Source organism: Stenotrophomonas sp. Pemsol (assembly GCF_003586545.1).
GTDB lineage: Bacteria > Pseudomonadota > Gammaproteobacteria > Xanthomonadales > Xanthomonadaceae > Stenotrophomonas > Stenotrophomonas sepilia.
In genome coordinates this window covers 3,661,264-3,686,048 of record NZ_CP025780.1, presented here as the reverse complement: position 1 = coordinate 3,686,048, position 24,785 = coordinate 3,661,264, and the positions used below count along the sequence as shown (strand labels likewise).

The 24,785-nt window shown below is 64.6% G+C and carries 27 protein-coding genes; 13 read left to right on the top strand and 14 right to left on the bottom strand.

Features of this window, described 5'->3' with window-relative positions:
• Window positions 1-12: 12 nt before the first annotated feature.
• From PEM_RS17060 to PEM_RS17050, 3 genes are all read left to right on the top strand, one after another.
• Window positions 13-300: a colicin immunity domain-containing protein gene (locus PEM_RS17060; protein ID WP_032954607.1), complete on the top strand. Its 288-nt coding sequence runs from the start codon at window positions 13-15 to the stop codon at window positions 298-300.
• 281 nt (window positions 301-581) lie between these two features.
• On the top strand, window positions 582-2,900 hold the full coding sequence (locus PEM_RS17055) for a TonB-dependent receptor (protein ID WP_111129568.1): 2,319 nt from the start codon (window positions 582-584) through the stop codon (window positions 2,898-2,900).
• Between the two features lie 177 nt (window positions 2,901-3,077).
• Window positions 3,078-3,464 carry a hypothetical protein gene (locus PEM_RS17050; protein WP_065179393.1) on the top strand — a complete coding sequence of 129 codons (387 nt, stop codon included), beginning with the start codon at window positions 3,078-3,080 and terminating at the stop codon, window positions 3,462-3,464.
• Between the two features lie 124 nt (window positions 3,465-3,588).
• Here the strand turns inward: PEM_RS17050 and PEM_RS17045 are convergent, their stop codons facing one another.
• A complete protein-coding gene (locus tag PEM_RS17045) occupies window positions 3,589-5,088 on the bottom strand; it encodes a YifB family Mg chelatase-like AAA ATPase (RefSeq protein WP_111129567.1) in 1,500 nt (499 codons plus the stop codon).
• 517 nt (window positions 5,089-5,605) lie between these two features.
• On the opposite strand from PEM_RS17045, the gene PEM_RS17040 reads away from it, so the two are divergent.
• On the top strand, window positions 5,606-6,529 hold the full coding sequence (locus PEM_RS17040; protein WP_231109122.1) for an RHS repeat-associated core domain-containing protein: 924 nt from the start codon (window positions 5,606-5,608) through the stop codon (window positions 6,527-6,529).
• 773 nt (window positions 6,530-7,302) lie between these two features.
• Here the strand turns inward: PEM_RS17040 and PEM_RS17025 are convergent.
• From PEM_RS17025 to PEM_RS17015, 3 genes are all read right to left on the bottom strand, one after another.
• Window positions 7,303-7,833, bottom strand: a complete 531-nt coding sequence (locus tag PEM_RS17025; RefSeq protein ID WP_111129565.1) for a cold-shock protein — start codon at window positions 7,831-7,833, stop codon at window positions 7,303-7,305.
• A 45-nt stretch (window positions 7,834-7,878) separates the two neighbouring features.
• Complete coding sequence (locus tag PEM_RS17020) at window positions 7,879-8,235, bottom strand: hypothetical protein (protein ID WP_111129564.1); 357 nt, start codon at window positions 8,233-8,235, stop codon at window positions 7,879-7,881.
• 474 nt (window positions 8,236-8,709) lie between these two features.
• On the bottom strand, window positions 8,710-9,570 hold the full coding sequence (locus PEM_RS17015; protein ID WP_235646041.1) for an OST-HTH/LOTUS domain-containing protein: 861 nt from the start codon (window positions 9,568-9,570) through the stop codon (window positions 8,710-8,712).
• Between the two features lie 255 nt (window positions 9,571-9,825).
• Between PEM_RS17015 and PEM_RS17010 the strand changes: the two genes are divergently transcribed.
• The 4 genes from PEM_RS17010 to PEM_RS16995 all read left to right on the top strand — a co-directional run bounded on the left by PEM_RS17010 (window position 9,826) and on the right by PEM_RS16995 (window position 12,204).
• Window positions 9,826-10,428, top strand: coding sequence for a DUF998 domain-containing protein (locus tag PEM_RS17010; RefSeq protein WP_111129562.1), 603 nt, complete (start codon window positions 9,826-9,828; stop codon window positions 10,426-10,428).
• Between the two features lie 54 nt (window positions 10,429-10,482).
• Window positions 10,483-10,848, top strand: coding sequence for a hypothetical protein (locus PEM_RS17005; RefSeq protein ID WP_049417059.1), 366 nt, complete (start codon window positions 10,483-10,485; stop codon window positions 10,846-10,848).
• A gap of 336 nt (window positions 10,849-11,184) precedes the next feature.
• Window positions 11,185-11,487: a hypothetical protein gene (locus PEM_RS17000; RefSeq protein ID WP_111129561.1), complete on the top strand. Its 303-nt coding sequence runs from the start codon at window positions 11,185-11,187 to the stop codon at window positions 11,485-11,487.
• A 270-nt stretch (window positions 11,488-11,757) separates the two neighbouring features.
• Window positions 11,758-12,204 carry a DUF4279 domain-containing protein gene (locus PEM_RS16995; RefSeq protein WP_111129560.1) on the top strand — a complete coding sequence of 149 codons (447 nt, stop codon included), beginning with the start codon at window positions 11,758-11,760 and terminating at the stop codon, window positions 12,202-12,204.
• Here PEM_RS16995 and arr read toward each other — a convergent pair.
• Together arr and PEM_RS16985 are read right to left on the bottom strand one after the other, a co-directional pair.
• Window positions 12,197-12,631: an NAD(+)--rifampin ADP-ribosyltransferase gene (arr, locus tag PEM_RS16990; RefSeq protein ID WP_111129559.1), complete on the bottom strand. Its 435-nt coding sequence runs from the start codon at window positions 12,629-12,631 to the stop codon at window positions 12,197-12,199. The genes PEM_RS16995 and arr overlap by 8 nt on opposite strands.
• A 128-nt stretch (window positions 12,632-12,759) precedes the next feature.
• A complete protein-coding gene (locus PEM_RS16985) occupies window positions 12,760-13,011 on the bottom strand; it encodes an accessory factor UbiK family protein (RefSeq protein ID WP_005419983.1) in 252 nt (83 codons plus the stop codon).
• A gap of 153 nt (window positions 13,012-13,164) precedes the next feature.
• Between PEM_RS16985 and PEM_RS16980 the strand changes: the two genes are divergently transcribed.
• Window positions 13,165-13,503: a P-II family nitrogen regulator gene (locus tag PEM_RS16980; protein WP_005411374.1), complete on the top strand. Its 339-nt coding sequence runs from the start codon at window positions 13,165-13,167 to the stop codon at window positions 13,501-13,503.
• A gap of 168 nt (window positions 13,504-13,671) precedes the next feature.
• Here the strand turns inward: PEM_RS16980 and PEM_RS16975 are convergent, their stop codons facing one another.
• A complete protein-coding gene (locus PEM_RS16975; protein WP_240431559.1) occupies window positions 13,672-14,319 on the bottom strand; it encodes a hypothetical protein in 648 nt (215 codons plus the stop codon).
• Window positions 14,320-14,436: 117 nt separating this feature from the next.
• A complete protein-coding gene (locus PEM_RS16970; protein ID WP_005419978.1) occupies window positions 14,437-15,096 on the bottom strand; it encodes an RIO1 family regulatory kinase/ATPase in 660 nt (219 codons plus the stop codon).
• A 437-nt stretch (window positions 15,097-15,533) separates the two neighbouring features.
• On the opposite strand from PEM_RS16970, the gene PEM_RS16965 reads away from it, so the two are divergent.
• On the top strand, window positions 15,534-16,439 hold the full coding sequence (locus PEM_RS16965) for an aspartyl/asparaginyl beta-hydroxylase domain-containing protein (protein WP_032954620.1): 906 nt from the start codon (window positions 15,534-15,536) through the stop codon (window positions 16,437-16,439).
• Between the two features lie 118 nt (window positions 16,440-16,557).
• On the opposite strand, the gene speE is transcribed toward PEM_RS16965, so the two are convergent.
• A complete protein-coding gene (gene speE, locus PEM_RS16960) occupies window positions 16,558-17,409 on the bottom strand; it encodes a polyamine aminopropyltransferase (protein ID WP_005411371.1) in 852 nt (283 codons plus the stop codon).
• A 191-nt stretch (window positions 17,410-17,600) separates the two neighbouring features.
• Between speE and speA the strand changes: the two genes are divergently transcribed.
• A complete protein-coding gene (speA, locus tag PEM_RS16955) occupies window positions 17,601-19,490 on the top strand; it encodes an arginine decarboxylase (protein WP_005419973.1) in 1,890 nt (629 codons plus the stop codon).
• A gap of 44 nt (window positions 19,491-19,534) precedes the next feature.
• Complete coding sequence (locus PEM_RS16950) at window positions 19,535-19,855, top strand: DUF6122 family protein (RefSeq protein WP_005411369.1); 321 nt, start codon at window positions 19,535-19,537, stop codon at window positions 19,853-19,855.
• Between the two features lie 132 nt (window positions 19,856-19,987).
• Here PEM_RS16950 and PEM_RS16945 read toward each other — a convergent pair whose 3' ends face one another.
• Genes PEM_RS16945 through PEM_RS16935 form a run of 3 tightly spaced genes read right to left on the bottom strand, consistent with a single transcriptional unit; the run spans window position 19,988 to window position 22,253 of the window.
• The gene (locus tag PEM_RS16945; RefSeq protein WP_111128625.1) at window positions 19,988-21,307 is read right to left on the bottom strand and encodes a HAMP domain-containing sensor histidine kinase; all 1,320 of its coding nucleotides are present in this window, start codon (window positions 21,305-21,307) and stop codon (window positions 19,988-19,990) included.
• Window positions 21,304-21,963, bottom strand: coding sequence for a response regulator transcription factor (locus tag PEM_RS16940; protein ID WP_095378378.1), 660 nt, complete (start codon window positions 21,961-21,963; stop codon window positions 21,304-21,306). Before PEM_RS16940 ends, PEM_RS16945 begins: the two co-directional genes overlap by 4 nt.
• Complete coding sequence (locus tag PEM_RS16935) at window positions 21,963-22,253, bottom strand: PepSY domain-containing protein (RefSeq protein ID WP_049415131.1); 291 nt, start codon at window positions 22,251-22,253, stop codon at window positions 21,963-21,965. The genes PEM_RS16940 and PEM_RS16935 overlap by 1 nt, the downstream gene beginning before the upstream one ends.
• 145 nt (window positions 22,254-22,398) lie before the next feature.
• On the opposite strand from PEM_RS16935, the gene PEM_RS16930 reads away from it, so the two are divergent.
• Window positions 22,399-22,833 carry a PepSY domain-containing protein gene (locus tag PEM_RS16930; RefSeq protein ID WP_065178854.1) on the top strand — a complete coding sequence of 145 codons (435 nt, stop codon included), beginning with the start codon at window positions 22,399-22,401 and terminating at the stop codon, window positions 22,831-22,833.
• Between the two features lie 128 nt (window positions 22,834-22,961).
• Here PEM_RS16930 and PEM_RS16925 read toward each other — a convergent pair whose 3' ends face one another.
• The gene (locus tag PEM_RS16925; RefSeq protein WP_019661543.1) at window positions 22,962-23,444 is read right to left on the bottom strand and encodes a hypothetical protein; all 483 of its coding nucleotides are present in this window, start codon (window positions 23,442-23,444) and stop codon (window positions 22,962-22,964) included.
• Between the two features lie 125 nt (window positions 23,445-23,569).
• Entirely contained in the window at window positions 23,570-24,778 is a 1,209-nt protein-coding gene (locus PEM_RS16920; protein WP_111128627.1) for an FAD-dependent oxidoreductase, read from the bottom strand.
• Window positions 24,779-24,785: the final 7 nt, after the last annotated feature.

The window sequence follows — 24,785 nt, the reverse complement described above, 5'->3', positions numbered from 1 at the left end:
CGGACGCACATCATGAGCTGGACTTTGATGATGTTTGCTCAGTCCTTCGTCAATGAGCGGATGTCGGCGCACGTTTTCTCCGAGTCCTACATCGAGCTATGGAAGATCGAGCGGGATCTCGACTTGCTGGCTTTGGATGACGTAGCGCTTTCAACGTGCCTGTCCAGCATCTTCTGTGCTGCCGACATGTATTGCGACGAAGATGTAGATCGCCATGCGTATGAGCTTGATGCCGCCCAGCTGCATGCTGCCGTTGTGGCTCTGATCGATGAGTGGAAGCAGTCCACGACTGCTCGCTAGCCTGGCTTGGATGTATACCTGCGTATAGCCCATACATCCCCATCACCATCTGCGCTGTACCACGGTGCAATGGCGGATGCGCCAGTGCGATGCAAGAATTTCGCACGTCGAAATCACGCCATCGAATCCTGCGGCAGATGATCGTCTTCGTCTGCTGACCGGCGCGCACCGCGCCGTCACCCTCTCAACGCAATCGCACCGCCAGCCAGGGCGCCGACACCGGTGCTGCAACGCGCTGGGCGTGCGCCTGCGCCGCTCTCTCCCTGCACCTGGATCTGCCCATGAACACCCCACCCACGACGCGCCTCGCCCTGGCCATCATCGCCGCCATCACCGCGCCAGCGCATGCCGCAGAAACGCACGCCACCGCGCTCGACACGCCCACCACGCTCAATGCCCTGCAGGTTATCGCCACACCGCGCGGTGCGGCCGTGGCACCGACCCAGGTGGTCGGCCCCAACCGCTACATCATCAAGGCCGAAGACCTGGACGCGATGGTCACCGGCAACAACGGCCTGGCGATGCTGAGGCAGGTACCGGGCGCCAGCTACACCGCCACCGACGGGCTGGGCCTGGATATCTCGGCCACCAGCCTGTTCGTGCGCGGCTTCCGCATGAATGAAATGGGCATCACCTTCGAGGGCGTGCCGCTGAACGACAACGGCTTCCTCTCGCTTACCGGCACCAGCGTGGTGAACGTGGGCGTGCCCGATGGCATCGGCGCGATCACGGTCAGCCCCGGTGGCGCACCGGTCAGCGTGTTCTCCAGCAGCGTCAACGGCGGCAGCCTGGAGTACCGCCTGCGTGACCTGCAGGACACGCCCAGCCTGCGTTTGAAGCAGGGCGTGGGCAGCAACAGCACGTTGGTCACCACCGTATCCGGGCAGAGCGGCCAGCTCGGCGAGCAGGGCCCGAAAGTACTGGTCGACCTGCAGCGCGTGTCTGCCGACAAGTACCAGGGCGAGGGCACGCAGAACTTCCTGCGCGGCGACCTGAAGCTGCAGCAGGACGTCGCCTGGGGCGATGTCACCGTGTTCCTGTCCGACAGCAAGGCCAAGGTCTGGGGCTACAACAACATCTCCTTCGACATGATCCGCAAACTGGGCTGGAAGGCCGACATCTTCTATCCCGATTATGCGTGGGCGTGGTACGTGGCCTCGCCGGAGAATGCAGACAAGTCCTGCGGCGCCTACACTTGCGGCGAGCTTTCCGAACTGATTCCGTACGACACCGGCCAGATCACCCGCGACCGCGTGTCATCGATCAACCATCGCTTCCAGATCACCCCGGTGCTGAGTGGCAACGTGCAGCTGTACAACGCCAACAGCCACACCCAGGCTACGCTGACCGACCCGACCGTACCGTCACCCAACGGCGCACCGTTCTCCGAACAGGTGCAGACACCACGCCTCAACCGGCTGGGTGGCATGGTCAACCTGCAGTTCGAGACCGGCGCGCACACCTTCACCGCCGGCTTCTGGCAGGAGAAGAGCAAGGCCGCCGCCAAGACCGAGTGGTACCAGCAGCCACTGCTGGGCGAGGGCCCGCCATTGAAGGCCACCGGCCCGTTCGATGTGTACGGCCCCGCGTTCAAGACCGACAACGCATCGAGCTGGGTGACCCGCTCGCGCCAGTTCTACCTGCAGGACGACATCGTGCTGAACGACACGCTGAAGCTGGGTGTCGGCTTCAAGGCCGTGGACTTCCGCACCCGCGGCGGCGGCCTCGGCGATGCCAAGGACCGGCCGGTGAACGGCACGCTGCGCGCGAAGAGCAACTTCCTGCCGCATGTCTCGCTGTTCTGGAGCCCGACCGAATCCACCGATGCCTTCATCGACCTGGCCAATACCATGAACGGCTATCGCGTCGCTCAGCGCGGCAACATCGGTTACACCGCCTCGGCGTGGACCATCACCGACCAGGAAGAGTTCGACCGCGTGGCGGGTACCCTGCGTCCGGAAAAGAACTGGAACCTCACCGTGGGTGCATCGCATCGCTTCGACCGGCTGACGATCACCGGCGACGTGTTCTACAACGACATCCGCAACCGCCTGCTGTCGGCCGCCATCGGCACCCAGTTCGCACAGATCAATACCGTGCGGCTGATGCCGAAGATGCACGTGATCGGTGCCGACCTCGGCATCACCGCCGACCTGACCGACCACCTGCAGTTCTACCAGGGCGTGGCCGTGGCCCGTTCGTACTACGACAGCGATTTCGTGGTGGGTGACACGGTGTACCCGATCAAGGGCAACGCCCAGCCGGGCTACCCGCAGATCTCGCTGGTCAGCGACCTGTCCGCCCACTTCGGTGACTGGCGCTTTGGTGCAACCAGCACCTCGTACCTGCGCCAGCCCTTCACCTACGAGAACGACATCCGCGTGCCCACGTTCTGGCAGGTCAACACCTACGCCGCTTACCGCTTCGGTGCGGACAGCGCCGTGCCCGGCCTGGAGCTGCGGCTGGACGTGAGCAACCTGTTCAACCGCCACAACATCGGCACCGCCACCATCGCCGGCTCGTCGTTCTCGGGGGATTACCAGACCCTGCAGCGCAGCGCGCCACGGCAGCTGATGTTCAGTACCTCGATGGCGTTCTGAGGCGACGAGGGCGGGGTCAGAGCCCTTTGCTGCGCAAAGGGATCCGACCCCGCAGCCATCCCGTGATCGGGGGTCAGATCCCTTTGCACGGCAAAGGGCTCTGACCCCGAAGCCCGCCCTGAAGCCCGCCTTGCGCAATCAACAGGGATTTTCTGGCGGCGACGCAAGGTTCCCACAATGTTGCTGGGTCATCCTGTGCGCATGGCACAGCAGACCCCGCCAACCCGGTTGTTCGGCATCCGAGGCCCAGGACGGCCCCGGCAGGCGCCGTCCGTGGCACCTGTGATCGACCTGCAGGCCGAGTACCACTTCTGGCACGTCTACGAACGCGTGGTCCGCCCGCTACCCGGCGGTGGGCTGCCGCAGGCCTGGCTGGTGTGCCAGAAGGTATATCGCGACCGCTGGCAGCACCCGGAGGACAGCGACGCGGCGGGGCTGTCGCGGGTGCTGTTCGGCGACAACATGACGGCTGGCCGGGCGTCGGAGCTGGCGGAGCTGCACGCGCTGGTCAGCCGTCGGGTGGCGCTGCTGGCGAAGCGGGGACGGTTGCATTCGGCAGCCTGATGCCTGCCCTTGGTGGGGTCGACTGTTAGTCGACCGCTCTTCGCATCTACCTCTCAGAAGGCCGCGCTTCGCGCGAGAGTCGACCAACGGTCGACTCTACCAATAGCCAACCCGACCGTCATTTCTAAGGCTTTCCCCGATCCAACTGCCGATAGCCAATCGCCTCAGCCAGATGCGCCGTGTGGATCGTTTCACAACCCGCCAGATCCGCAATCGTGCGCGCCACGCGCAGAATCCGGTGCATCGCACGTGCGGAAAGCTGCAGACGCTCGATGGCCTGCTCCAGCATGTCCTGATCTGCCTCGCTGAGTCGGGTACAGGCTCGCAGCGCCGCTGGCGGCAGATGCGCATTGAGCCCGCCACGCGCCTGCTGCCGGGCATGGGCGGCTTCCACCCGTGCACGTACCGCAGCACTGGGCTCACCCAGTGGCGTGCTCTCCCGCAGCTCCACGGCATCCATGCGCGTCACACTGATATGCAGGTCGATGCGGTCCAGCAGCGGGCCAGAAACCCGCGCACGGTAGCGGTTGATGCGCTCATCACTGCACAGGCAGCGGTTACTGCGGTCGCCGGCCCAGCCACAGGGGCAGGGATTCATCGCCGCCACCAGCTGGAATCGCGCCGGATACTGCACGCTGCGTGCCGCGCGGGCGATGCGGATGTGGCCGGATTCCAGCGGCTCTCGCAGGGTTTCCAACGCACTGCGGTTCCACTCTGGTAGCTCATCCAGGAACAGCACGCCGTGATGGGCCAGCGAGATCTCGCCGGGGCAGGGCGGATTGCCCCCACCCACCAGCGCCGCCGCACTCGCGCTGTGGTGCGGCGCCCGGAACGGACGCTGTCGCCAGCGCCGCGGATCCAGCCCCTCACCGCTCACTGAGGCAATCGCGGCCAGCTGCAACGCCTCGGTTTCCTCGGTGTCCGGCAACAGGCTGGGCAGGCGTGAGGCCAACAGTGTCTTGCCGCAGCCAGGGCTACCGATCAGCAATAGATGGTGCCCACCGGCGGCCGCCACTTCCAACGCGCGCCGCGCATGCGCTTGCCCGCGCACGTCGGCCAGATCGGGCAGTGGCAACGGTGTCGTGTCCACGCGCTCCACGGACGGCAACAGGCGCGGATTGCCCAACCCGGCGCAGCACTCCAGCAGCGTGCGCGCCACACGTACATCGGCGTGCTCGGCCAACGCGGCCTCTGCGGCATTGCCCGGCGGCACCACCAGGATGCGCCCAGCGTCAGCCGCTGCAATCGCAGCGGGCAGCGCGCCCGCCACCGGCCGCAGCTCGCCGGTCAGGCCAAGCTCACCCAGGAACTCGTATTGCAGCAGCGACTGCGGATCGATCTGGCCACTGGCTGCCAGAATGCCCAACGCGATGGCCAGGTCGTAACGCCCGCCTTCCTTGGGCAGGTCAGCGGGCGCGAGGTTGAGCGTGATGCGTCGCTGCGGAAAGTCGAAGCGCGCGCAAAGAAGGGCGGCACGCACGCGCTCACGGGATTCACGCACGCTGGTCTCGGCCAGGCCGACAATCTGGGTGGCAGGCAGGCCACCGGAGAGATGCACTTCCACCCGCACCAGCGGGGCATCGACCCCGGCGCGGGCACGGCTGTGGACCAGCGCCAGGCTCATGTGTGGATTCCTGCAGAGGGACGCTCGATGGTGCTGCAGGTAATCTGCGTGGGACTATCGGGAATTGCTGGTGCGGATACTAGGGGGATTCCGGCCGATGGTTGGAGCGTGTCTTCTTCCTCTGCGGACACGGGTCTCTGCCATCAAGTGAAGGATCGACGCTAACGCTGTGCTACTCCAATGAGGGGCGTCGGTTTCACATGCCGCGCACTTCCTAGCGCCACGCCAATTTCACTTGGGGAATCCAGGTGCCCTACCTGCGGATGCTTCTGAAAGATCAGCGTGGCAACAACCAGCGCTTGATTCACGTCAACACGCACGGGTCTCAGTGTGGCTTCCCCAGCCATCAGGGGCTGTGATATGAAGACGGGATCTTGCTGTAGGCTCTTTCAATGGGATTGGAAGGATGGAAAAGTTCGAGGAGATCGATCACCGTGTTTTCCTCTTTCCTTGGGGCTTGGCGAAGCGCTTTCCTAAACGGGCCCCCATGGGGACCTGGCTCAGTTGCATACCACTGATGAGCTTGGCGTTGGCGCCATCGGCAAGCGCCGAGACGGTCACCTACATTCATACTGATGCGCTTGGTTCGGTGGTTGCCGAGACCGACGCCAATGGCAACGTGGTCAAGCGCTATGACTACGAACCCTATGGGGCCGTTGTTGGTGGGCAGGTTGCGGATGGACCTGGATATACGGGACACGTGAGCGACGCTGCCACTGGGCTGAGCTACATGCAGCAGCGCTACTATGATCCCCACTTGGGACTCTTCCTCTCGGTGGATCCGATCTCCACGCATTCAAGTCCGAAACACTTCAATCGCTACAGCTACGCTTACGGCAATCCCTACTCCTTCACCGATCCGGACGGAAGGGTCCCGGTAATGCCATTCATCTACGGTGCCGTCCTGGGCGGCCTCGCAGACATCGCGGTCCAGAAAGCCATGAATCCGGATAAGCCTATCGACAAAGTGGAGGCTGGCATTGCGGCTGCGGTTGGCTCTGTCTCCGGAGGCGCCGGTGGAGTAGCCGTTGCGGCAGTCGGATCTGGCACGATTTCGGTAGGGCGTGCAGTTGCTATACAGACCGTGGTCAATGCGGTGGCAGGCGGTGCCGGCTCCGCCGCAGAGAGCGCAATCAAAGGGCAGCCCATCACGGCGGAGGGCGTCGCTTCAAACGCGATTGGCAGTGCAGCGGGTGGATTGGCAGCCTCCGGGGTTGGCGTTGCCATGGGTGATTTCGCAGGGCCAGCTGCACGGGGATCACTCCAACGGCTGAGTCAATCCCGCGGCCCAGGTGGACCGAACATGGCAACTGCCACTGCGTCAACCGGAACTGCCATTCCCAGGCAATCGGCGCTCCAGGGTGCGGCGTCCCAAGCGGGCCAGGGCCTGGCGGGAGCAGGGGCGACTATCGTACAGAAGGACTTGGAGAAGAAGAAATGAGTCCCTTGTTGAAAGGCTTCATAGGCACTCAGCTTCTCGCTGCGGTCTTTGGCGTTTCGTACTTCGCAGTTCTCACGTACCGCAATTACCCGGACGCTATGCACACGGGATTGCGTATTTGGGGCTACTTCGCGGTGATCTTTCTATTCCTTCAACTGTTTCTTGCGCTGAAGCAGTGGTGGGAAAATTCGCGTCGAAGGCGATAGGCGTGCACCGTTCCGGGATTTCGTTTGCACCAAAGAACAAGTCGGCCAATGGGCGGCCTGTGCTCTTTGCGGGGAGGTTTACCGGCGTGCAAGTGAAAGCATGCCAATCTCCACATCGGCTGCTGGAAAAACTGCGTTCACTTCAAGTCCCTCGCGGCTTGCGAGTACTGATGGCCCTCTCGCTCGCCATGGGCCTGCCGGGGTGCTGGGATGAGGTGGAGAGTTCAACGTATCCCATTGGTCAGACGGGAGAGACGTGCACCGCCTACAAGGGCTTTGACCGCCACCCTCCAGAAGTAGTTATAGCCGAGCTTGCCAAGCGAGGGTTGGATAGCCGCCGATTGGTGCATAGGACAGTCTGCGGCCCGATCACCAGTTGGGACATTCTGCCCGCAGGGGCGTCGATCGATCGGATACCTCCGCCAGACGCATATGTAAACGTCCACCTGCTGGAAGACGGCTCGGTTTCCATCAGTACAGACCGCCCCTGACGTTGGCGCCGCCCTTGATAATCGAGCATCGGGCGGCCCATTGCTGTGCAGATGCAGCGCCACTATAGGCGTCAGGCTACGAAGCCACGTCAGCGCTGAAGTCGTTGCTGGGATCGGGCTGGCGGATGCCTGGCGCCCCAAACAGACACCGCTGCTCATCCAGCACCAACCCATTGAAGCGCCCAAACCGCGCCTCAACCCACGAAGGCCCCGCACTTTCCACCAGCAACCGCCCCTGGCTCTGATGCAGATCCAGCCAGCGCTCGAAGCTGGTGCGCAGACGCTCGATGTCCGGCGCCCGCCAGCGTGCATCGGCAGGCATACGGATCAGCACGCGCGAGGGCGCATTCTCCACGTCCATCACCAGCACGCCCTTGCACCGGATCTCGAAGGACGTTGCGCTGGCATGGCGCGCGTGCAGTTCAAATCCCTCGTGGGCTTTCGCGCTCACGAAGCCGCGCGCATCACTGTGCAGCAGGCGGTAATCGGCCGGCTGCAGCTTCTGGTAGGCCCACACCTGATCGCCAGTGGGCTCGGGCCACTCCACCCACATCGCGCCAATCACCGCGATGCACGCCGCTGCAGCGGCAAGGCCGTGCATCTTCATTCGTCACCCCGCACACAGGCAAAAAACTTCGCGCCATAAGCGCGCTCAGTCCTTGGGTCGCATCCGCTCGTGGATGAAGGCGGTCAGCGCGAGATCGGCCATCACCAGCCCCTCCATCACCCGGTCGCCCACGTACTGCTCGGGCTCGCCGTTCTGGCGCGTGCGCTCGGCCGCCAGCAGGATCTCCTGCACGACGCGCTGGCCGGTGAGGGCGCAGTCGGCGTCGGACAACTGCATCTGCCGGCTGCGCAGGTGATGCCGCTCGGGCCAGGGCTGGCCGTCGGCCGCAGCGCCCGCACCGATGGCGTGCAGGATGGCGATAAGGCTGTTGGGGTCCTGAGCAGGCGCGGGTGACGGCGCTTCCTGGATGGGGCGCGGGGGAGGGGAGTGTGGTGTGGTCATGGCGGGCTCCGTGCATGCAGGCGGACGCCGCCACCGATAAAGGTGGCGGGCAGAGCGTGGCTCGAAAACCGGATGTTGGGAACCGGCGGGTACAAGACCCCCACGCCCCGCCCGCCATAGCCGGCAGACGGATTGCCAGCCGGCACCACGCGCGGTGGTGCCGGCTGGCAAGCGCAAACTACTTCCCAACAAAACGGGCTTTCGAGTCCCGACCACCGATGCACGGTGGCGCAGTAACGATTACCTGCTGTTGTTCGGAATGCCAACGGGTAGGGGTCAATGCCGCCAAAACCCGAGACGCTTTTGGCATTGTCGCATAGCGAGGAAAGGGGCGAGAGCCTTGGCGTGCCAAGCGGAACGGCACTTCTGGAACGGAGTCGTCAGAACCTACTGTAAGAGACGCAGGGAGCGGCAAATGCGACAGCACTTGGTAGGCGAAAGCGTATTGCTGCTATTACCAACGGCGGCGCCTGGCTAGCCAGTCGAATCTGCCCGCTCGCGGAACCAAGCCCCGAGCTGGCCGTGGTGCACGAAGTGGCGCAGTTCGAACTGACGAGATTCGTGAATGACGTGCCGCCATCGGGCACAGCCGTACTTCTTGGGGGTTTGTTCCGGGTGGTGCTCTGCTACCCAGCGAACGGCTGTGTCCAGACTCACCCAGCCGTCGATCGCCCCTTCTCGGAAGGCCTGTCTCAGCGCACTGACAATACCTGTGAGCGGCCAATGGATCTGTCCATCAGGCGCGATGCCGTTGACCATAAACTCATGGAACTGGGGAGACTGAACCAGCTCCGCAAAGGCTTTCGCTCCCCGCGCAACATCTGCCGCAAGTGCACGCAGCCGTTGAAATTGGCGGTCGATCTGAGCGTAGGAACGGCTGAGTGCAGCCTGTGCCTTCAGGCATCCTTCGACAGTCTGGATATCGTATTGCTCGATGAAGTGGTGAACGAGCACGTTCCTGAGGTTCACCAGTTCGCGCAGGTCGGCTTGCAGCGTTACATGGGATTGCTCTGGAAACTCTAGCCCCATGTGCAGAGCGACGAAGCTTGAATTGCTGTCGTAACCCGATGGGCCGCCAGGGGCTTCGCTGCCCTCTTTGATCACGCATTCGGCAGTCAGGTGACCTACCAGCACCCCCATTGTCTTGCCGCTGATCTCTGCTTTGCGCTTGTCCAAAGCCATTGGGAGTGCTTCCGGCGTACCGGACAACTTCTGAAAGGCGAGCATGGACTTCATCAGTTGCTCGCACTGCTGAAGTCGCAGAATGCAACGGCCAAGAAGCCGTTGCACTTCGTGCTGTGCACCGACAATGTCATTCTGGTCGACGGCGGACATGACAAACCTGAGCATGGGACACGTCAACTTTACAGCCAGAGATGGTGGAAGCTCAGGCTGGACCAGAATGATGAGGTTGTTGTCTGCATCGCTTGCGGGCATGAGTGACTTTCTGCCTATTGACCCCCTAGGGCGTCGTGCAGAAGATGACTACCTCTGTAGTCAGCCGGAGCCATCCTGCCCCGATCAGGAAGGTTCTGCGGTGTTTGAACGGATTCCACCCACTGGCGCAGGCCATTATAAGGATCACGTTACGTGTTGCGCCGCAACCGACTTCTTCTGTGTGCGGGTCTGGTCCCGCTTCCGTGGTTCCTGTTCTGGACCAGCGTTGCCGCCGTGGCCGCGCCGGGCTACAACACGTTTGCACAGCACGCCAGCGAGCTCCTGCAGGCGCCAGCGCTTGCAAGCTTCTGCGGCAGGATCGCGGCTATCGGCTCCGGCGTGGGCTTCGTGGCGTTCTCCATCGGGGTATGGCGGGAGTCCGGTCGCCGGATTGCAGTAGGTGCAATCTGCTGGTTGGTCTTTGGCATTTCCATGCTGACCAACGGGCTCTGGCCCATGGGCCATCCGATGCACGGCTTCTACACCATCGGCATCGCAAACATCATTGCACCGGCGATGTCGCACATCGAATTGAGCGCGTGGTCTGCCAACCGAAGGGCATACGCCGTGACCGCTATGGTGAGCATCGCGGGCATCGTCTATCTCTGGTTGAACGTGGTGGGGGCGGATCCGGAGGGCTACCGGGGTCTGACCCAGCGCGTGTTCTCGTCGATCAACTCGCTGTGGCCATTCTTGGTTGCGCTGTATCTGCTGCGAAGGGATTCAAGCGCGCTGAAGGCGGAGCCGGCGCATTGATGGAAGGGTATGTTGCACTTGGGCGATGATTGAGCGTGCGGAGTTGAGAGCAAGATGAGAATTTTTCGCCGCCAGCTGATCTACGTCCAAGTGCGCCAGGACCATTTTATTGCGCGCTTGGTCGGTGGAGACAGGACCATCCGTCGCCAGTGTCATGCCCTTGGCAATCGCGCGGGTCCTATCAAGGACTTTTCGAATATCCGGCCCCTGCTCAAGGCGATCTTCTCGGAACTCATGCCCGGGTTCTCTTTCGTCAAGCCGTGGGGGATTCTGCACTTTGATCCGGTTGAGTACCCGGTTACGAAGGAGGAACTGGCGGGGTTCCAGAAGGCTGCCATGCAAAGCGGCGCGAGCTTCTGCTTTCTCTCCACGTGGGAGCAGCGGCATGAAGACAAGGATCTGTTGGAGATGTTCAAGTAGGGTTCGGCCCGATACTTCGTTCTAGGCCACGCAGATTCTTGGGCCGGTTCGAAGCACTGCGAGAGTCCGCTCTTGACCGAAAGCGGACACTGGGCCAGCTTCCGACCTAAGCGGTGCCGATCTCCACATTCGACAATCAGGCGGCCTCCGCCGGAGGGCTCGTTCCTACCGTTTGGAGGGGGGCGGCAGTGAAGCATGTGCTTGTTAGCCGGACCCAGCCGCTCTAAGATCGATCAGTATCAAGGAGAAAGCCCGCATACGGTGATTTGTGGATACGTCGCAGGGCAGGACTCACGGGTCCGTCTACTAGGTAGTTAGACTGCTAAGGATTGCTCAGTGAACTCTTTGGTCTTTGCTTTTAAAATTGAGTTTTTCGTGGCAGCGCTATGTGCATCTGTAATTTTTTACATGCAGGTTCGTGGCTATCGCAAGCACAGGAAGCAGTTCTTCGTCACGTTGGCAATCTCAACTTTATTTGCGGTAGCCGCCACCCTTATGAGGGCGCTCCCATACTTTCTTCAGATGTCTGAAAGCCAATCGGTCATGGTGTACTGGCTATCTGTCCCGCTAGCTATTCTTGCCACCGCACTTGCCACATGGGGAAGCGTCCAGTTCTTTCATGCATTCGATGCTAAATAGCAGGCTGGCATCGCCGTCTAACAGATTTTTCAAACCGACGCAGCTTCGCGGCGCGACTTAATTCTCATGCGCAGTGGGGTCAGCTTTTGCTTTCTCTCCACGTGGGAGCAGCGGCATGACGACAAGGACTTGTTGGACATGTTCAAGTAGGGACCGGCCCGCTCTTCGTTTGAGCCCAAGCCGATTCCCGCGGTTCGGCCTATTCTGAAGCTGCTGTCGTCCGGTTCCGGCCGTAATCTGACATCAACGATGCCTACGCACTGGATTCCAATGGCCGCATTCGATCATTCCCTGGTAACCCTCCGATTCTTCGGGGACGACCTCCTGCCCGAAGAAGTCAGTGCCTTGCTCGGGGCGACCCCGACCGCTTCGCATCACAAGGGCCAGGAACTCAGAGGCAACCAATCAGGCACCGTGCGTATCGCCAGGACTGGCAGCTGGCAACTTGATGCGGAGCGTCGTGAGCCTGAAGATCTGGACGCTCAGATCTTCGAGATCCTCGATCAGCTCACCGGCGATCTCGCCGTATGGCAGTCTCTGGCACGCTTCCGACCTGATCTGTTCTGCGGTCTTTTCATGGGCAGCAGCAACGGTGGTGTCTCGCTTTCGCCTCGCGCGCTGCTCGCCTTGGGTGAGCGCGGCATCGAGCTCGGGCTGGACATCTATGAAGCCGAAGAAGAAGTGCGCAACGCCCAGCGCCAGCAGGCCATCAATTGATGATCTCCCCACTCCCCGAAGCAACAAACGCCTTCAACTGCCGAATGAACTCCGCGTCGTAGAGCTCCCACTCCACAATCTCTCCCACAACCCGCAACGGCTGCGCACTCCGATACGACCGCGTCGGGTTCCCGGGAAACTTCTTGTTGGTCACATTCGGATCGTCTTCAAACGGTCCAGTCGGCTCTACCACATACACGCGCGGTCGCCCTTCGCCCCGGGCCATCTCCGCAGCCAGCCCGGCGCCCTTGGCAATCGTGGTGAAGTAGATGTGGTTCATCACCACACTGTCGCGATAGTTGGAGCGGAAGCCCGCACTCAGCAACTCGCCCATCGCCAGATCAGCGCGGGTGCCGTGATAGAACGGCCCGGCGACCTGGTCGCAGGTGTCATGCGAAACGGGTGTCCATTCGGTGTCCTGCGCCATCGGCACTGCCCCTGCGTGTCCTGCCGGATCGACAGGCCGGCGAGTCTAGGGCGCCCGGTGGGCCTTGCTGCAAGGCCCCATCCGGGAAATAATCTGTAAACGGGAGGCGCGGTGCGCCTCCTTTTTTTTCATTCTGCGGCGCCGCGCCCTTCCAGCTCGCGCACGGCGGTTTCCAGTGCGTCCAGCTTCTGTCGGGTCTTCAGCAGCACGGCGCGCTGCACTTCGAACTCTTCGCGGGTGACCAGGTCCAGCTTGGCCAGGCCGGCCTGCAGTGCGCTCTTGAAGGTGGCCTGCAGTTCCTCGCGCGATTCGCGCAGGCCCGGCGGCACCAGGTCGCTGAGGCGACGGGCGAGGTCATCGATTTGATTCAGGTCGATCATGAGGTGCTCCGTGGGGGGGGCCGTGCATCCGGCGCGGGCAGGCCATTCGGGCACAAGGATACTGCTGGCACCCACTGCCCGGACAGGCCGCAGCGGCTTCGCACGGGCAGCGTTCAGGCGCTATCCTCCACGCCGGAAGACAGGAGATAGACGATGAAGATGGTCATGGCGGTGATCAAGCCGTTCAAGCTCGACGACGTGCGCGAAGCGCTGGCCGAGCGTGGGGTTACCGGGATCACGGTGACGGAAGTGAAGGGCTTTGGTCGCCAGAAGGGCCATACCGAGCTGTACCGCGGCGCGGAGTATGTGGTCGATTTCCTGCCGAAGGTGAAGCTGGAAGTGGCGGTGACCGATGACCAGGTGGAGGCGGTGGTTGAGGCCATCGTGAAGGCCGCCGGCACCGGCAAGATCGGTGACGGCAAGGTGTTCGTGTACGACCTGGGCAGCGTGGTGCGTATTCGTACCGGTGAACTGGACGCGGACGCGTTGTAAGTAGGGGTGGGGGCGGCCGACTGCAGCGCGGGGGGGGGGCTGGACCGCTGCGCAGTCTGGGCGACGGGATGCTTGACCCCTTTGTTGTTGAGTCGAGCAAGCTCGAGTCTACAGCCGGGATCGGGCGGCGCGAACACCCGTATGCGATGAAGAGCCCTCCCGGTGTGATCAGCCCGGCGGAATGAGGGGTGACGACCGCCACTCCGGCAGACCGAGCGCACGGCGGGTGCGCGTCACGATGGCGGCGATCTCTGCCTCGAAGCCGCCATCAGGTTGCAGCAGCGGCATGAGTTCGGCACAGCGTTGCTTCAGCACATCGACCCATGGCGCTGGGTGGGTCTCCGTAGCGGCCAGTGCGAAGTGCCTGCGACCCTCGTCGTAAGCGCCCGCCAGCCCGGCGGTGATGCCGGCATGGATGTGTTCGCGGATGCCCGGATTGGGGTGACGGCTCATTAATGTACGCACGTGCCCCGGGGTGGGAAAGCGATCACGCAGGGCCAGTACCTCGGCTGCGGCCTGCTTGGCCAGTGCCTGCGCGACCGAGGCAAAGCTCACGGCATCGGTGAAGCGCTCGAATCCGGCGACGCGGCCGCCCTCATCGAAGGACAGGTAGTCCTTTTCTTCCCAGAGCCAGCAGGCGCCGACATTGAGATAGCTGCCCCTGTCCCATGCCGAAGGCTGGAATTCGACCACCCCGACCCACCAGCCCTGGTCGTCAAGCCAAGTGCGCGAACGGCCTTTCTGCACGCAGCCCAAGGGGCGCAGTATGGATCTTGCGGCTGCAGTCAGCAGGTGGGTGTGTTCAGGTGTCGGCATCCCCAGCGTCCTTGCGAGTGGCGTGCCGACGAGTATCGCAGAGCACATCGGGCGTGTGGCCCGGGGCAAATGCAGGGGCAAACAGAAGTCGCGCAAGCAATGCAGGGCGAACAGCGCTTACCGGCGCTTCGCCCACTTGTAGAACCGCTTCCAGCCCTGCCGCACCGCGGCCACCCAGCCCGGGTCGGCCACCAGCGCAGCCTGCGCGGCACTCGGAGCCTGGCCGGTTACGCGCTGGCGGATCTTCAGCAGGTTCTTCATGTCGCTGCGGCGCATCTGCCGGCTCAGTGGATTGCGGCGCAGCCAGCGCGGGGCGCGCCAGGCGGAGGTGAAGTCCAGCAGCACCGGCACGCCGCCGCTGACCACCACGTTGGTGCCATGCAGGTCGTTGTGGGTGATGCCGGCGGCGTGCAGGCGGCTGAGCGCGTGCTGCAGCTGCTCGAACACTTCATTGCCCACGGCCTGCGCGGTGCTCAGGGTCTGGCCCGGGATGAACTCCATGCCCAGTGCCAGGCCACCGAGGGTGCCGAGCAGCGCGGGGGCATGCTTCCAGCCGCCGAGGCGCTGCAGCATGCGGGCTTCCCGGCGCACCATCAGTCGCGCGATCAGCGAAACGGGAGTGCCGCGGTAGCGGGAATAGTCCTTGATGACCGCCTCGCGCCCGTCCAGGCAGGTGCGGTAGACGTCGGGGGCCAGGAAACGCTCGCCGCGCTTGAGCAGCAGCGGGGAGGCGGCGTCATCGCCGCAGGAGGAGGGGGGCAGGGCAGGAAGATGCATGTCGGGGTCTCGGACGACCCGGTGGGTGGCGCAAAGCGTCAAGCGAACCGGTGTTACAGGAAGTTACTAAGTTTTCGTTAATTTTAGTACTCGCCAGTTCGCTATTCCACGACTTGTCGGAGAAATGTCGGGGCCGTGGCTGGAACAGTTCGTCGCGCAGAATCGGACAATTCTGTCTCACTTATTCCAGTTGGCCTTTAGTATCAACCGCTTGCGCGCTCAGCCCTGCGCCTCGTCCACAATCGGCTGAACGCGGCGCACGGGCAACTTGACCCCGGCGCACGGCCTGCCGACCATAAGCTGTTAACCCGCGACATCGGCGGCCGCCCCCCCTCCGGCACGTCCCCGTCCCCTGCCGCGTTCCCCATCGGTGCTGGCCGCCTGGCCGTGCATCGCCCCGTTTCCCGTTCCGGCCGCGGCTGGAGGAAAGTGCTTTGATCATCAAAATCGTCATTGCAGCGCTGTTCGTAGCCTGCGTGCTGTACATCCACTTCCGTGGCAAGGTCCGCGCGCGCTGGTCGCGCCAGCTGCTGGACCACTCCAGTTTCATGGCCCCGATCAACGTGGTCATGTACATGTTCTCGAAGGTGCCGACCACGCCGTTCCTGGACCCGGGCAAGGAGTTCCCGCAGCTGGAGCCGCTGCGCCAGAACTGGCAGATGATCCGCGACGAGGCGCTGGCGCTGCGCGACGCGCAGAAGATCGCCGCCTCCAGCACGTTCAACGATGCCGGCTTCAATTCGTTCTTCCGTCGTGGCTGGAAGCGCTTCTACCTGAAGTGGTACGGCCCGTCGCACCCGTCGGCGAAGACGCTGTGCCCGAAGACCACGGCGCTGATCGAGTCGATCCCGGATGTGCGTGCGGCGATGTTCGCGCAGCTGCCGCCGGGCAGTGAGCTGCGCCCGCACCGCGACCCGTTCGCCGGCTCGCTGCGCCTGCACCTGGGCCTGAGCACGCCCAACGACGATGCCTGCTACATCGAAGTGGACGGCATCAAGAAGAGCTGGCGCGACGGCGAGTGGATGATGTTCGATGAGACCTACATCCACCATGCACACAACGAGACGCAGCAGGACCGCGTAATCCTGTTCTGCGACATCGCCCGCCCGCTGCGCTTCGGCTTGCCGGGGCTGTTCAACCGCGCGGTGGCGGCCACGCTGCTGGCCGGCGGCGCCTCGCCGAACCTGCCGGGTGACCCGACCGGTGGCGTCAACAAGGCATTCGGCAGCGTCTACAAGGTGCGCCTGAAGGCCAAGGCACTGCGCGAGCGCAGCGTGGTGGCCTACCAGCTGATCAAGTGGGGCCTGGTGGTGGCGGTGATCGCCGGTATCTGGGCGCTTTGATCGTTACATGAGGTTGCCGGCCAGCGGCCGGCACTACCGGAACATGAAAAAACCCGCGCTGTCGCCAGCGCGGGTTTTTCTTTTGCCTTGGTGGGTGCCGACCGTTGGTCGGCACGCCTTACTTCAGTGCAGCCTGCACGAACGGCGGGGTCACCAGCACGCCGGTGTGCAGCGCGGCGGTGTAGTACAGGGTGTTGAAGGTCTTGGCGGCCGAGTCGGCCTGGCGGAAGTCGAAGCTGCTGTCGCCCTTGCGCGCCATGGTCACGCTCCACCAGCCGGTGGGGTAGCACGGCTGCGGGAACGGCAGGGTCTTGAACGAACCGAAGCCGGCCTTGCCCATCTCGGTGCGCATTTCGTTGATCAGCTCCAGCTGCATCAGCGGCGACTCGGACTGCTGCACCAGGATGCCGTCGTCCTTCAGGGCCTTGAAGCAGCTCTCGTAGAAGGCCTTGTTGAACAGGCCCTCACCCGGGCCGACCGGGTCGGTCGAATCGACGATCACCACGTCCACGCTGCCGGCCGGGCAGTTGGCCATGTAGGCCACGCCGTCGTCGAACAGCAGCTCGGCGCGGGCGTCATCGTTGGAGTCGCACAGTTCCGGGAAGTGTTTGCGCGCCATCACGGTGACCTGCTCGTCGATATCGCACTGGGTCACGCTCTCCACGCCGGTGTGCTTGAGCACTTCGCGCAGGGTGCCGCAGTCGCCGCCACCGATGATCACCACGCGCTTGGGCGCGGCGTGGGTGAACAGCACCGGGTGGCTGATCATCTCGTGGTAGAAGAAGTTGTCCTTGCTGGTCAACATGATGGCCCCGTCGATGGTCATCAGGTTGCCCCAGTCGGTGGTCTGGAAGATCTCGATCTTCTGGAACGGCGACTGCACCTCGTCCAGCTTGCCGGTGATGCGGTAGCCGATGGCCGAGCCGGTGCGCTCGAAGTGTTCGATGTACCAGTTGTTGCTGTCAGTCATTGGAAAACGGTCCTGTTCGGAGGGGTGGAGCCGGGCTGGCGGGCGGGGCCGCGTGGCACAGATGCCACATCCGGACGGATCGGCCCGTTCAGGTTGGAACCTGTCACGGGCGCGGGCGCGCATGATAACGAACCTGTGGGCACATAGGCGTTATCATGCCCCCCCTTTTATTGCCAACAAGGCCGACTGAAATGACCGATTGGTCCCTCGACCAAGCCCGCAAGACCTACTCGATCCCGCATTGGGCGGACGGTTACTTCGACGTGGATCAGGCCGGGCACATGGTGGTGAGACCGACCGGGGCGGACGGCCCGGTGGTGTCGCTGCCCAAGGTGGTCGATGCGGCGCGCGCGGCGGGCGCCAAGCTGCCGCTGCTGGTGCGCTTCCCGGACATCCTCGGCCAGCGCCTGGGCAAGCTGCAGGCGGCCTTCGGCCAGGCCCAGCAGGACTGGGAGTACAGCGGCGGCTACACCGCCGTGTACCCGATCAAGGTCAACCAGACCCGCGGCGTGGCCGGCACTCTGGCCAGCCACCACGGCGAGGGATTCGGCCTGGAAGCGGGCAGCAAGCCCGAGCTGATGGCCGTGCTGGCGCTGTCGCGCCCGGGCGGGCTGATCGTCTGCAACGGCTACAAGGACCGCGAGTACATCCGCCTGGCCCTGATCGGCCGCAAGCTGGGCCTGCAGACCTTCATCGTCATCGAGAAGCCGTCCGAGCTGAAGCTGGTGCTGGAAGAGTCCAAGGCGCTGGACGTGAAGCCGGGCCTGGGCGTGCGCATGCGCCTGGCCTCGCTGGGCGCCGGCAAGTGGCAGAACAGCGGTGGCGACAAGGCCAAGTTCGGCCTGTCGCCGCGCCAGCTGCTGGACCTGTGGAAGTCGCTGCGTGACACCGAGTACGCCGACTGCCTGAACCTGCTGCACTTCCACATGGGCTCGCAGATCTCCAACGTGCGCGACATCGCCAACGGCATGCGCGAAGCCACCCGCTACTTCGTGGAGCTGTCGCGCCTGGGCGCGAAGATCACCCACGTCGATGTGGGCGGTGGCCTGGGCGTGGACTATGAAGGCACCCGTTCGCGCAGCTTCTGCTCGATCAACTACGGCCTGCATTCCTACGCCAGCAACATCGTGCAGCCGCTGGCCAATGCCTGCGAAGAGTTCGGCCTGACCCCACCGCGCATCGTCACCGAGTGCGGCCGTGCGATGACCGCACACCACGCGGTGCTGATCGCCAATGTGTCGGAAGTGGAAGAGGCGCAGGAAGGCCGCGTGCCGGACCAGCACGACGACGAGCCGGCGGCGATCCGCCACCTGCGCGAGATCCATGACGAGCTGGACGTGCGCCCGGCGGTGGAACTGTTCCAGGAAGCCCAGCATTTCCATGCCGAAGGCCTGGCCAGCTACGCGCTGGGCCAGATCGACCTGCCGCAGCGTGCGCGCATCGACGATCTGTTCTACGCCATCGCCCACGGCGTGCGTGCGCGCCTGAGCTATGACGAGAAGAGCCATCGCCCGGTGCTGGACGAACTGAACGAGCGCCTGGTCGACAAGTACTTCGTCAACTTCAGCGTGTTCGAATCGATCCCGGACGTGTGGGCGATCGACCAGGTGTTCCCGATCGTGCCGATCGAGCGCCTGGACGAGACCCCGGACCGCCGCGGCATCATCGCTGACATGACCTGCGACTCGGATGGCATGGTGGAAACCTATGTCGAGAACGAGAGCCTGGACAGCTCGCTGCCGCTGCACAAGATGAAGCCGGGCGAGAGCTACCGCATCGGCTTCTTCATGGTCGGCGCGTACCAGGAAATCCTGGGCGACATCCATAACCTGTTCGGCGATACCGACGCGGTGGAAGTGCTGGCCGATGCCGATGGCTATGCCATTACCCAGCAGCGCCGCGGCGACACCACCGACGTGATGCTGGATTACGTGGGTTACCGCTTGGACGAACTGCGGGCGACCTATGCGCAGCGCGTGGCTGCAGCGCAGCTGTCGCCGGAACGCGCGCAGGAACTGTCGGACGCGCTGGAAGCCGGCCTGACCGGTTATACCTACCTCTCCGACGAGCCGTTGGTCTGAGGTAAACGGGAATGCCGGGCATAGGCCCGGCGCTACCGGCCCCGATGAGCGCGCGCGCGATCTTCCACCTGTTCCTGCATGCCGCCGTGCCAGCGTTGCTGGCATGGTTGTTCTGGCGCAAGCGCTTCGCCTCGGCGTGGTTGTTGATGCTGCTGGGCTGGATCATCGACCTGGACCATCTGCTGGCCGACCCGATCTATGCACCGAACCGCTGCAGCATTGGTTTCCATCCGCTGCACACCGCACCGGCCATTGCGGTCTATGCCGGGCTGTGCGTGCCGAAGAAAACGCGGTTGTTCGGCATCGGTCTGATCATCCACATCGTGCTGGACGCAATTGATTGCTGGTGGATGCACCACCGTTGATGCTTGATGCACGGCGACCGGTCGGATTGGCGCTTGGTAGAGCCGGCCGCTGGCCGGCTTCCGCTGGGCGTTCCCTGTGACCACGTGGTTGCCGGCCAGCGGCCGGCACTACCCACCGTCAGGTTGGTCGCTTCACGCCACCGGCAACCACAACGTCGCGCGCAGGCCCGGCTGGACATTCTCCAGCGCCACGCGTCCGCCATAACTGGCGGCGATATCGCCCACGATCGCCAACCCCAATCCACTGCTGCCCACGCGCTCATCCAGCCGCACGCCACGCTGGGTGACCCGTTCCAGCGCGTCTGCGGCCAGGCCGGGGCCATCGTCGCGCACTTCGATGCGTAGCTGCCCTTCGCTGGTTTCCGCTTCGACAGTGACCTGCTGTTGCGCCCAGCGCCCCGCATTGTCCAGCAGGTTGCCCAGCATCTCCTCCAGATCCGCACTGGCACCGGCGAACTGCAGCGTCGGGTCGATGCCCGCCGCCGTGAACGCGATGCCACGTTCGCCATGCACGCGTGCCATCAGCCGGCACATCGCCTGTGCGACGGCCGCCACGTCGGTGCGCTGGCGATGGTCGGCGGCCAGTCCTGCAGCCAGGTAACGGTCGACACTGGCCTGCATGCGCGCACTCTGCTCGCGCACGGTCGCCCGCCAGTCCGCGCCGTCGCCGTCAGCTTCGGTGGCCAGCACGCTCAGCGGGGTTTTCATCGCATGCGCCAGATCCTGTGCACTGGTGCGCGCACGCGCGACCATGCGTTGCTGGTGGTCCAGCAGTGCATTGAGTTCTTCCCCCAGCGGTGCGACCTCCGCGCCCAGTTCCTGCGTGTCGATGCGCAGCACATCACCGCGGCGTACCCGTTCCAGCTGCGCACCGAGGCGATGCAGTGGGCGCAGGCCGAAGTGCACCTGGCTGGCCAGCACCGCCAGCCACGCCGTAACCAGTACGCCCAGGGCGATGGCGGTGCGGTTGCGGAACGCGGCAACATCCGCATCCAGTGTGCTGCGATCGGTGGCGACCACGGCTACGAACGGTTCGCTGGCGCGTGGCAGGCGCACCTGCTGCACGCGTGCGCGCAGGGATTGCTGCAGCGGCCCGGCCAGGTTGCGGGTGGCCGGCCCGGCAACCGGCGCCGGCAGGGTTTCATCCCACAGCGAGCGCGACTGCAGCAACACGCGGCCATCGGCCCCGGCGATCTGCCAGTAGGCACCGGAGAACACGCGCTGGAAGCGTGCGTCATTGGGTTCCTGGCGCAGGCGCAGCTGTCCGTCCGCATCCACTTCGGCCTGCGCCAGCAGGGTCAGCATGTCCTGCTGCAGTTCGTGGTCGAGGCGGTCACGCGCACTGCGCTTGAACAGCTCGCCCAGCAGCGCGCTGGCCAGCAGCGAGACCAGCAGCAGGCCGACGCCGCCGGCCAGCAGCAGGCGCCGTCGCAGCGATGGTTGCCGGCTCACGGCGCGGCCAGCCGCCAGCCCTGGCCGCGCACGGTCTGGATCAGGTCGATGCCGAGCTTGCGGCGCACGCGTCCGAGCAGCACGTCCAGTGCGTTGGAGTCTGGGTCGTGGCCACCGTCGAACACCTGTTCGCCGAGGCGATCACGGCCGATCACCTGGCCGCTGTGATGGATGAAGTAGCTGAGCAGCCGGAACTCCTGCGGACTGAGCGGCAACGGCTTGCCGTCCAGCTCGAAACGACCGGCGTTGACGTCCAGCTGCAGCGGGCCGCAGTGCAGGCGCGGGCTTGCGTGGCCGTGGCTGCGGCGGATCAAGGCGCGCAGCCGCAGCACCAGTTCGTCGGCCTGGAACGGTTTGGTCAGGTAGTCGTCGGCACCGGCATCGAAGCCAGCCAGCTTGTCGTGCCAGCGCCCGCGCGCGGTCAGCACCAGCACCGGAAAGCTGCGGCCATTGCCGCGCCAGCGCTCGATCACGCTCAGTCCATCCAGTCCGGGCAGGCCGAGGTCGACGATGGCGGCCTGCAGGTCCTCGATCTGGCCGATCTCCTCGGCCTGGCGACCGTCGGCGACCACCGCCACCACATAGCCGGCCTGTTCCAGCAGGGGCACCAGGCGCTGTGCCAGTGCGGCATCGTCTTCGGCCAACAGGATGCGCATCAGTCGTCGAGCTCCGTCTTCAGCAGCTTTCCGCTGCGCGCATCATAGTCCAGCTCCACCACCACGCCGTCGCCGCGCAGGATCTCTACTTCGTAGACGCCGTCGTCCAGCTCCACTTCCAGCAGCTGGCCGGGGTAGCGCTTGAGTGCATCGCGCACCACGCTTTCCAGCGGCACGTAGCGGCCCTGCTGCACGGCGCGACGCGCGACCTGCTGCGCCGGGTCCTGCAGGGGCGCGGCGGCGGTCGGGGCGTTGGCCAGGGCCAGCAGCAGGGGCAGGGTGGTGAGCATGCGGGTACGGAAGGAAAGAGGGGAACAGGCGCGAGTGTGGCGGGGATGACTAACAGCCGGCTAACAGCCACGGCTAAGGCGCTGTTAACCGAGGCATGCATCGTGGCGTTGCCGGGATGGTCCGGCCACGAACAGGAGAACCCCCATGTTGAAGTCGCTCACCCTCGCCACTGTTGCCCTGCTTGCCGTCGCGCCGGCCGTACAGGCCGCGCCGCTGGGCATGGCCCAGGTTGAACAGACCCTGCGCAAGGCCGGCTACACCCAGATCCACGAGATCGAACGCGATGATGGCCTGTGGGAGGCCGACGTGAGCCGCGCCGATGGCCGCTTCAGCGAGGTCTACGTGGACCCGAAGACCGGCGAGATCTTCGACGAGCACAGCGGCCGCGCGCTGCTGACTACCGAGCAGGTGCTGGCACGGGCGCAGTCGCATGGCCTGCGCGAGATCCATTCGCTGGAACGCGATGGTGCGACCTGGTCGCTGGAAGCCCGCAATGCCCGCAACCAGAAGGTAGAGGTGCGCCTGAGCGGCTATGACGGCCGCATCCTGCACAGCGAGCGCGATGGCTGGCTGGATTGATTCGCGTGCCGGTAGGTGCCGGCCGCTGGCCGGCTCACGGGGAGAAAGCGTGTCGACCAAGGTCGACACCTACCAAGCGTACGCAGCGGTAGCGGCCGACCTGGGTCGGCCCGGGCCCGGCGCGGAGCTTACCAGCCGTACGGCGGCGGGTAGTCCCAATAGCCCGGGCCGCGGCCGTAATAGCCGCCATACGGACCGAAGAAGCCCGGTCCCTTGCCTTCGCTCACGTGGATGTTGACGTTGACCCCGTGGGTCTTGCCCTCATCGGTGGTGTAGTTCTTGCTCAGGTTCAGCGTGGCCGCGTTGTAGTGGCTGTTGCCACCGTTCTTGGAATAGCCGATGCCGGTGGTGAAGCTGCCCGACACCTTGACCTTGTCGTCGGTGACGTCGGCGATCTTCGCGTCGTCGTGCACGCGCGGGCCGCTCTTGTCACCGTAATAGGTGCCGGGCGGGTCCTGCTGCAGGGCCGGGTCGTTGAGATAGCGCATCGGCGCCTGCGGCAGCGTCAGGTCCAGGCCGGCAGCCTGCGGCGCGGTGGCGCCGGCGGCGGACTGGGCCAGCACGGTTCCCGGCAGGGCCAGGCACAGCAGCAGGGTCAGGGGGCGGATCATGACGGCGCTCCAGCGGACAGGTGGCCACGCAACACGCGGCGGTACAGGCCGACGCTAGCAGGGGTTGCTTGAATGATGCCTGTCGGCGCCGGATCGGGGTAGAGCCGGCCACTGCCGGCTGCAGGTCACAGCCGCCCGAACCCGAACAGCCCTTCCAGCGCATGCCTGCGCCGCTCGATCCGGGCGCGCAGCAGTTGGGCGCCGATCATTGAATAAGTGATGCCGTTGCCGCCGTAGGCCATGGCGAAATGGACCCGCGGCCCCCACTGCGCGTGCGGGCCGAAGAAGGGCAGGCCGTCGGCGGTTTCGGCGAAGGTGCCGGCCCAGGAAAAGGCGGGCACCGGGTCCAGCCGCGGGAACCAATGCAGCAGCTGATCCATCAGCTTTTCGGCCTTGCGCTGCACGCGCCGGTCGCGCCGCGCCGGGATATCGATGGCGTCGTCCAGCCCACCCACCAGCAGGCGGCGGTCGCCGGTGGCGCGCAGGTACAGGTACGGGCGTGCGCTCTCCCACACCATCGTGCGCTGCAGCCGGCCCAGCGTGTCCGCATCGATCGGGTCGGTGATGAAGGCGTAGCTGCTGCGGTTGCGCGCGACCGGCTGTTCAAGCCAACGCTGGTTGGCGTAGCCCATGGCCAGGACCACGTGGCGGGCACGGACCGTGGCGCCGGCCTCGGTCATCGCGGTTACGCCCTGCGCGCCAGGCCTGAGCGTGTGCAGCACGGTGCGGTCGTGCACATGGCCGCCGCGACGGCGCACTCGTTTGAGCAGGCCGTAGGTGAGGCAGTAGGGATCGACCCGCGCCGCCTGGCGGGTCAACAGGGCGCCGCCGGCATCCACGTCGAAGCGTTCGCGCAGGGCTTCGCGGTCCAGCCAACGCGCGTCCAGTCCAATATCACGGCGTGCAGCTCCTTCGGCCATCAGGCGCGGCACGTCGCGCCGCCGGCTGGCCAGGTACAGGCTGTCCATCTGCCGGAAGTCCACCTCCTTCAGCCCGCGTGCCACTTCAGCCAGTGCCGGAATCGCGTCGGCACAGGCAAGGTAGGCCAGGGCGGCGGCATCCTTGCCATAGCGCTCGGCCAGTTCCAGCAGATGGGTATCGATCTCGTACTGCAACAGCGCGGTGCTGGCCGCCGTGCTGCCCCAGCCGATGTCGCGCTGCTCGATCACCGCCACCTCGTGGCCGTGGGCGGACAGTTCGTCGGCGATCAGCGCACCGGTGATGCCGCCACCGACCACCAGCACGTCGCAGCGCAGATCCTGCTCCAGCGGGGGAAAGGCCTGCAGCAGTCCGTTGCGCACTGCCCACCAGGGGTAGCCACTTTTCAGGTCCATGCGTGGT

Excerpts from the sequence above, each read along its gene's own strand:
- PEM_RS17060 (WP_032954607.1), top strand. The coding sequence starts at position 13 with ATGAGCTGGACTTTGATGATGTTTGCTCAGTCCTTCGTCAATGAGCGG.
- PEM_RS17055 (WP_111129568.1), top strand. The coding sequence starts at position 582 with ATGAACACCCCACCCACGACGCGCCTCGCCCTGGCCATCATCGCCGCC.
- PEM_RS17050 (WP_065179393.1), top strand. The coding sequence starts at position 3,078 with ATGTTGCTGGGTCATCCTGTGCGCATGGCACAGCAGACCCCGCCAACC.
- PEM_RS17045 (WP_111129567.1), bottom strand. The coding sequence starts at position 5,088 with ATGAGCCTGGCGCTGGTCCACAGCCGTGCCCGCGCCGGGGTCGATGCC.
- PEM_RS17040 (WP_231109122.1), top strand. The coding sequence starts at position 5,606 with ATGAGCTTGGCGTTGGCGCCATCGGCAAGCGCCGAGACGGTCACCTAC.
- PEM_RS17025 (WP_111129565.1), bottom strand. The coding sequence starts at position 7,833 with ATGAAGATGCACGGCCTTGCCGCTGCAGCGGCGTGCATCGCGGTGATT.
- PEM_RS17020 (WP_111129564.1), bottom strand. The coding sequence starts at position 8,235 with ATGACCACACCACACTCCCCTCCCCCGCGCCCCATCCAGGAAGCGCCG.
- PEM_RS17015 (WP_235646041.1), bottom strand. The coding sequence starts at position 9,570 with ATGTCCGCCGTCGACCAGAATGACATTGTCGGTGCACAGCACGAAGTG.
- PEM_RS17005 (WP_049417059.1), top strand. The coding sequence starts at position 10,483 with ATGAGAATTTTTCGCCGCCAGCTGATCTACGTCCAAGTGCGCCAGGAC.
- PEM_RS16995 (WP_111129560.1), top strand. The coding sequence starts at position 11,758 with ATGGCCGCATTCGATCATTCCCTGGTAACCCTCCGATTCTTCGGGGAC.
- arr (WP_111129559.1), bottom strand. The coding sequence starts at position 12,631 with ATGGCGCAGGACACCGAATGGACACCCGTTTCGCATGACACCTGCGAC.
- PEM_RS16985 (WP_005419983.1), bottom strand. The coding sequence starts at position 13,011 with ATGATCGACCTGAATCAAATCGATGACCTCGCCCGTCGCCTCAGCGAC.
- PEM_RS16980 (WP_005411374.1), top strand. The coding sequence starts at position 13,165 with ATGAAGATGGTCATGGCGGTGATCAAGCCGTTCAAGCTCGACGACGTG.
- PEM_RS16975 (WP_240431559.1), bottom strand. The coding sequence starts at position 14,319 with ATGCCGACACCTGAACACACCCACCTGCTGACTGCAGCCGCAAGATCC.
- PEM_RS16970 (WP_005419978.1), bottom strand. The coding sequence starts at position 15,096 with ATGCATCTTCCTGCCCTGCCCCCCTCCTCCTGCGGCGATGACGCCGCC.
- speE (WP_005411371.1), bottom strand. The coding sequence starts at position 17,409 with ATGACTGACAGCAACAACTGGTACATCGAACACTTCGAGCGCACCGGC.
- speA (WP_005419973.1), top strand. The coding sequence starts at position 17,601 with ATGACCGATTGGTCCCTCGACCAAGCCCGCAAGACCTACTCGATCCCG.
- PEM_RS16950 (WP_005411369.1), top strand. The coding sequence starts at position 19,535 with ATGAGCGCGCGCGCGATCTTCCACCTGTTCCTGCATGCCGCCGTGCCA.
- PEM_RS16940 (WP_095378378.1), bottom strand. The coding sequence starts at position 21,963 with ATGCGCATCCTGTTGGCCGAAGACGATGCCGCACTGGCACAGCGCCTG.
- PEM_RS16935 (WP_049415131.1), bottom strand. The coding sequence starts at position 22,253 with ATGCTCACCACCCTGCCCCTGCTGCTGGCCCTGGCCAACGCCCCGACC.
- PEM_RS16930 (WP_065178854.1), top strand. The coding sequence starts at position 22,399 with ATGTTGAAGTCGCTCACCCTCGCCACTGTTGCCCTGCTTGCCGTCGCG.
- PEM_RS16925 (WP_019661543.1), bottom strand. The coding sequence starts at position 23,444 with ATGATCCGCCCCCTGACCCTGCTGCTGTGCCTGGCCCTGCCGGGAACC.
- PEM_RS16920 (WP_111128627.1), bottom strand. The coding sequence starts at position 24,778 with ATGGACCTGAAAAGTGGCTACCCCTGGTGGGCAGTGCGCAACGGACTG.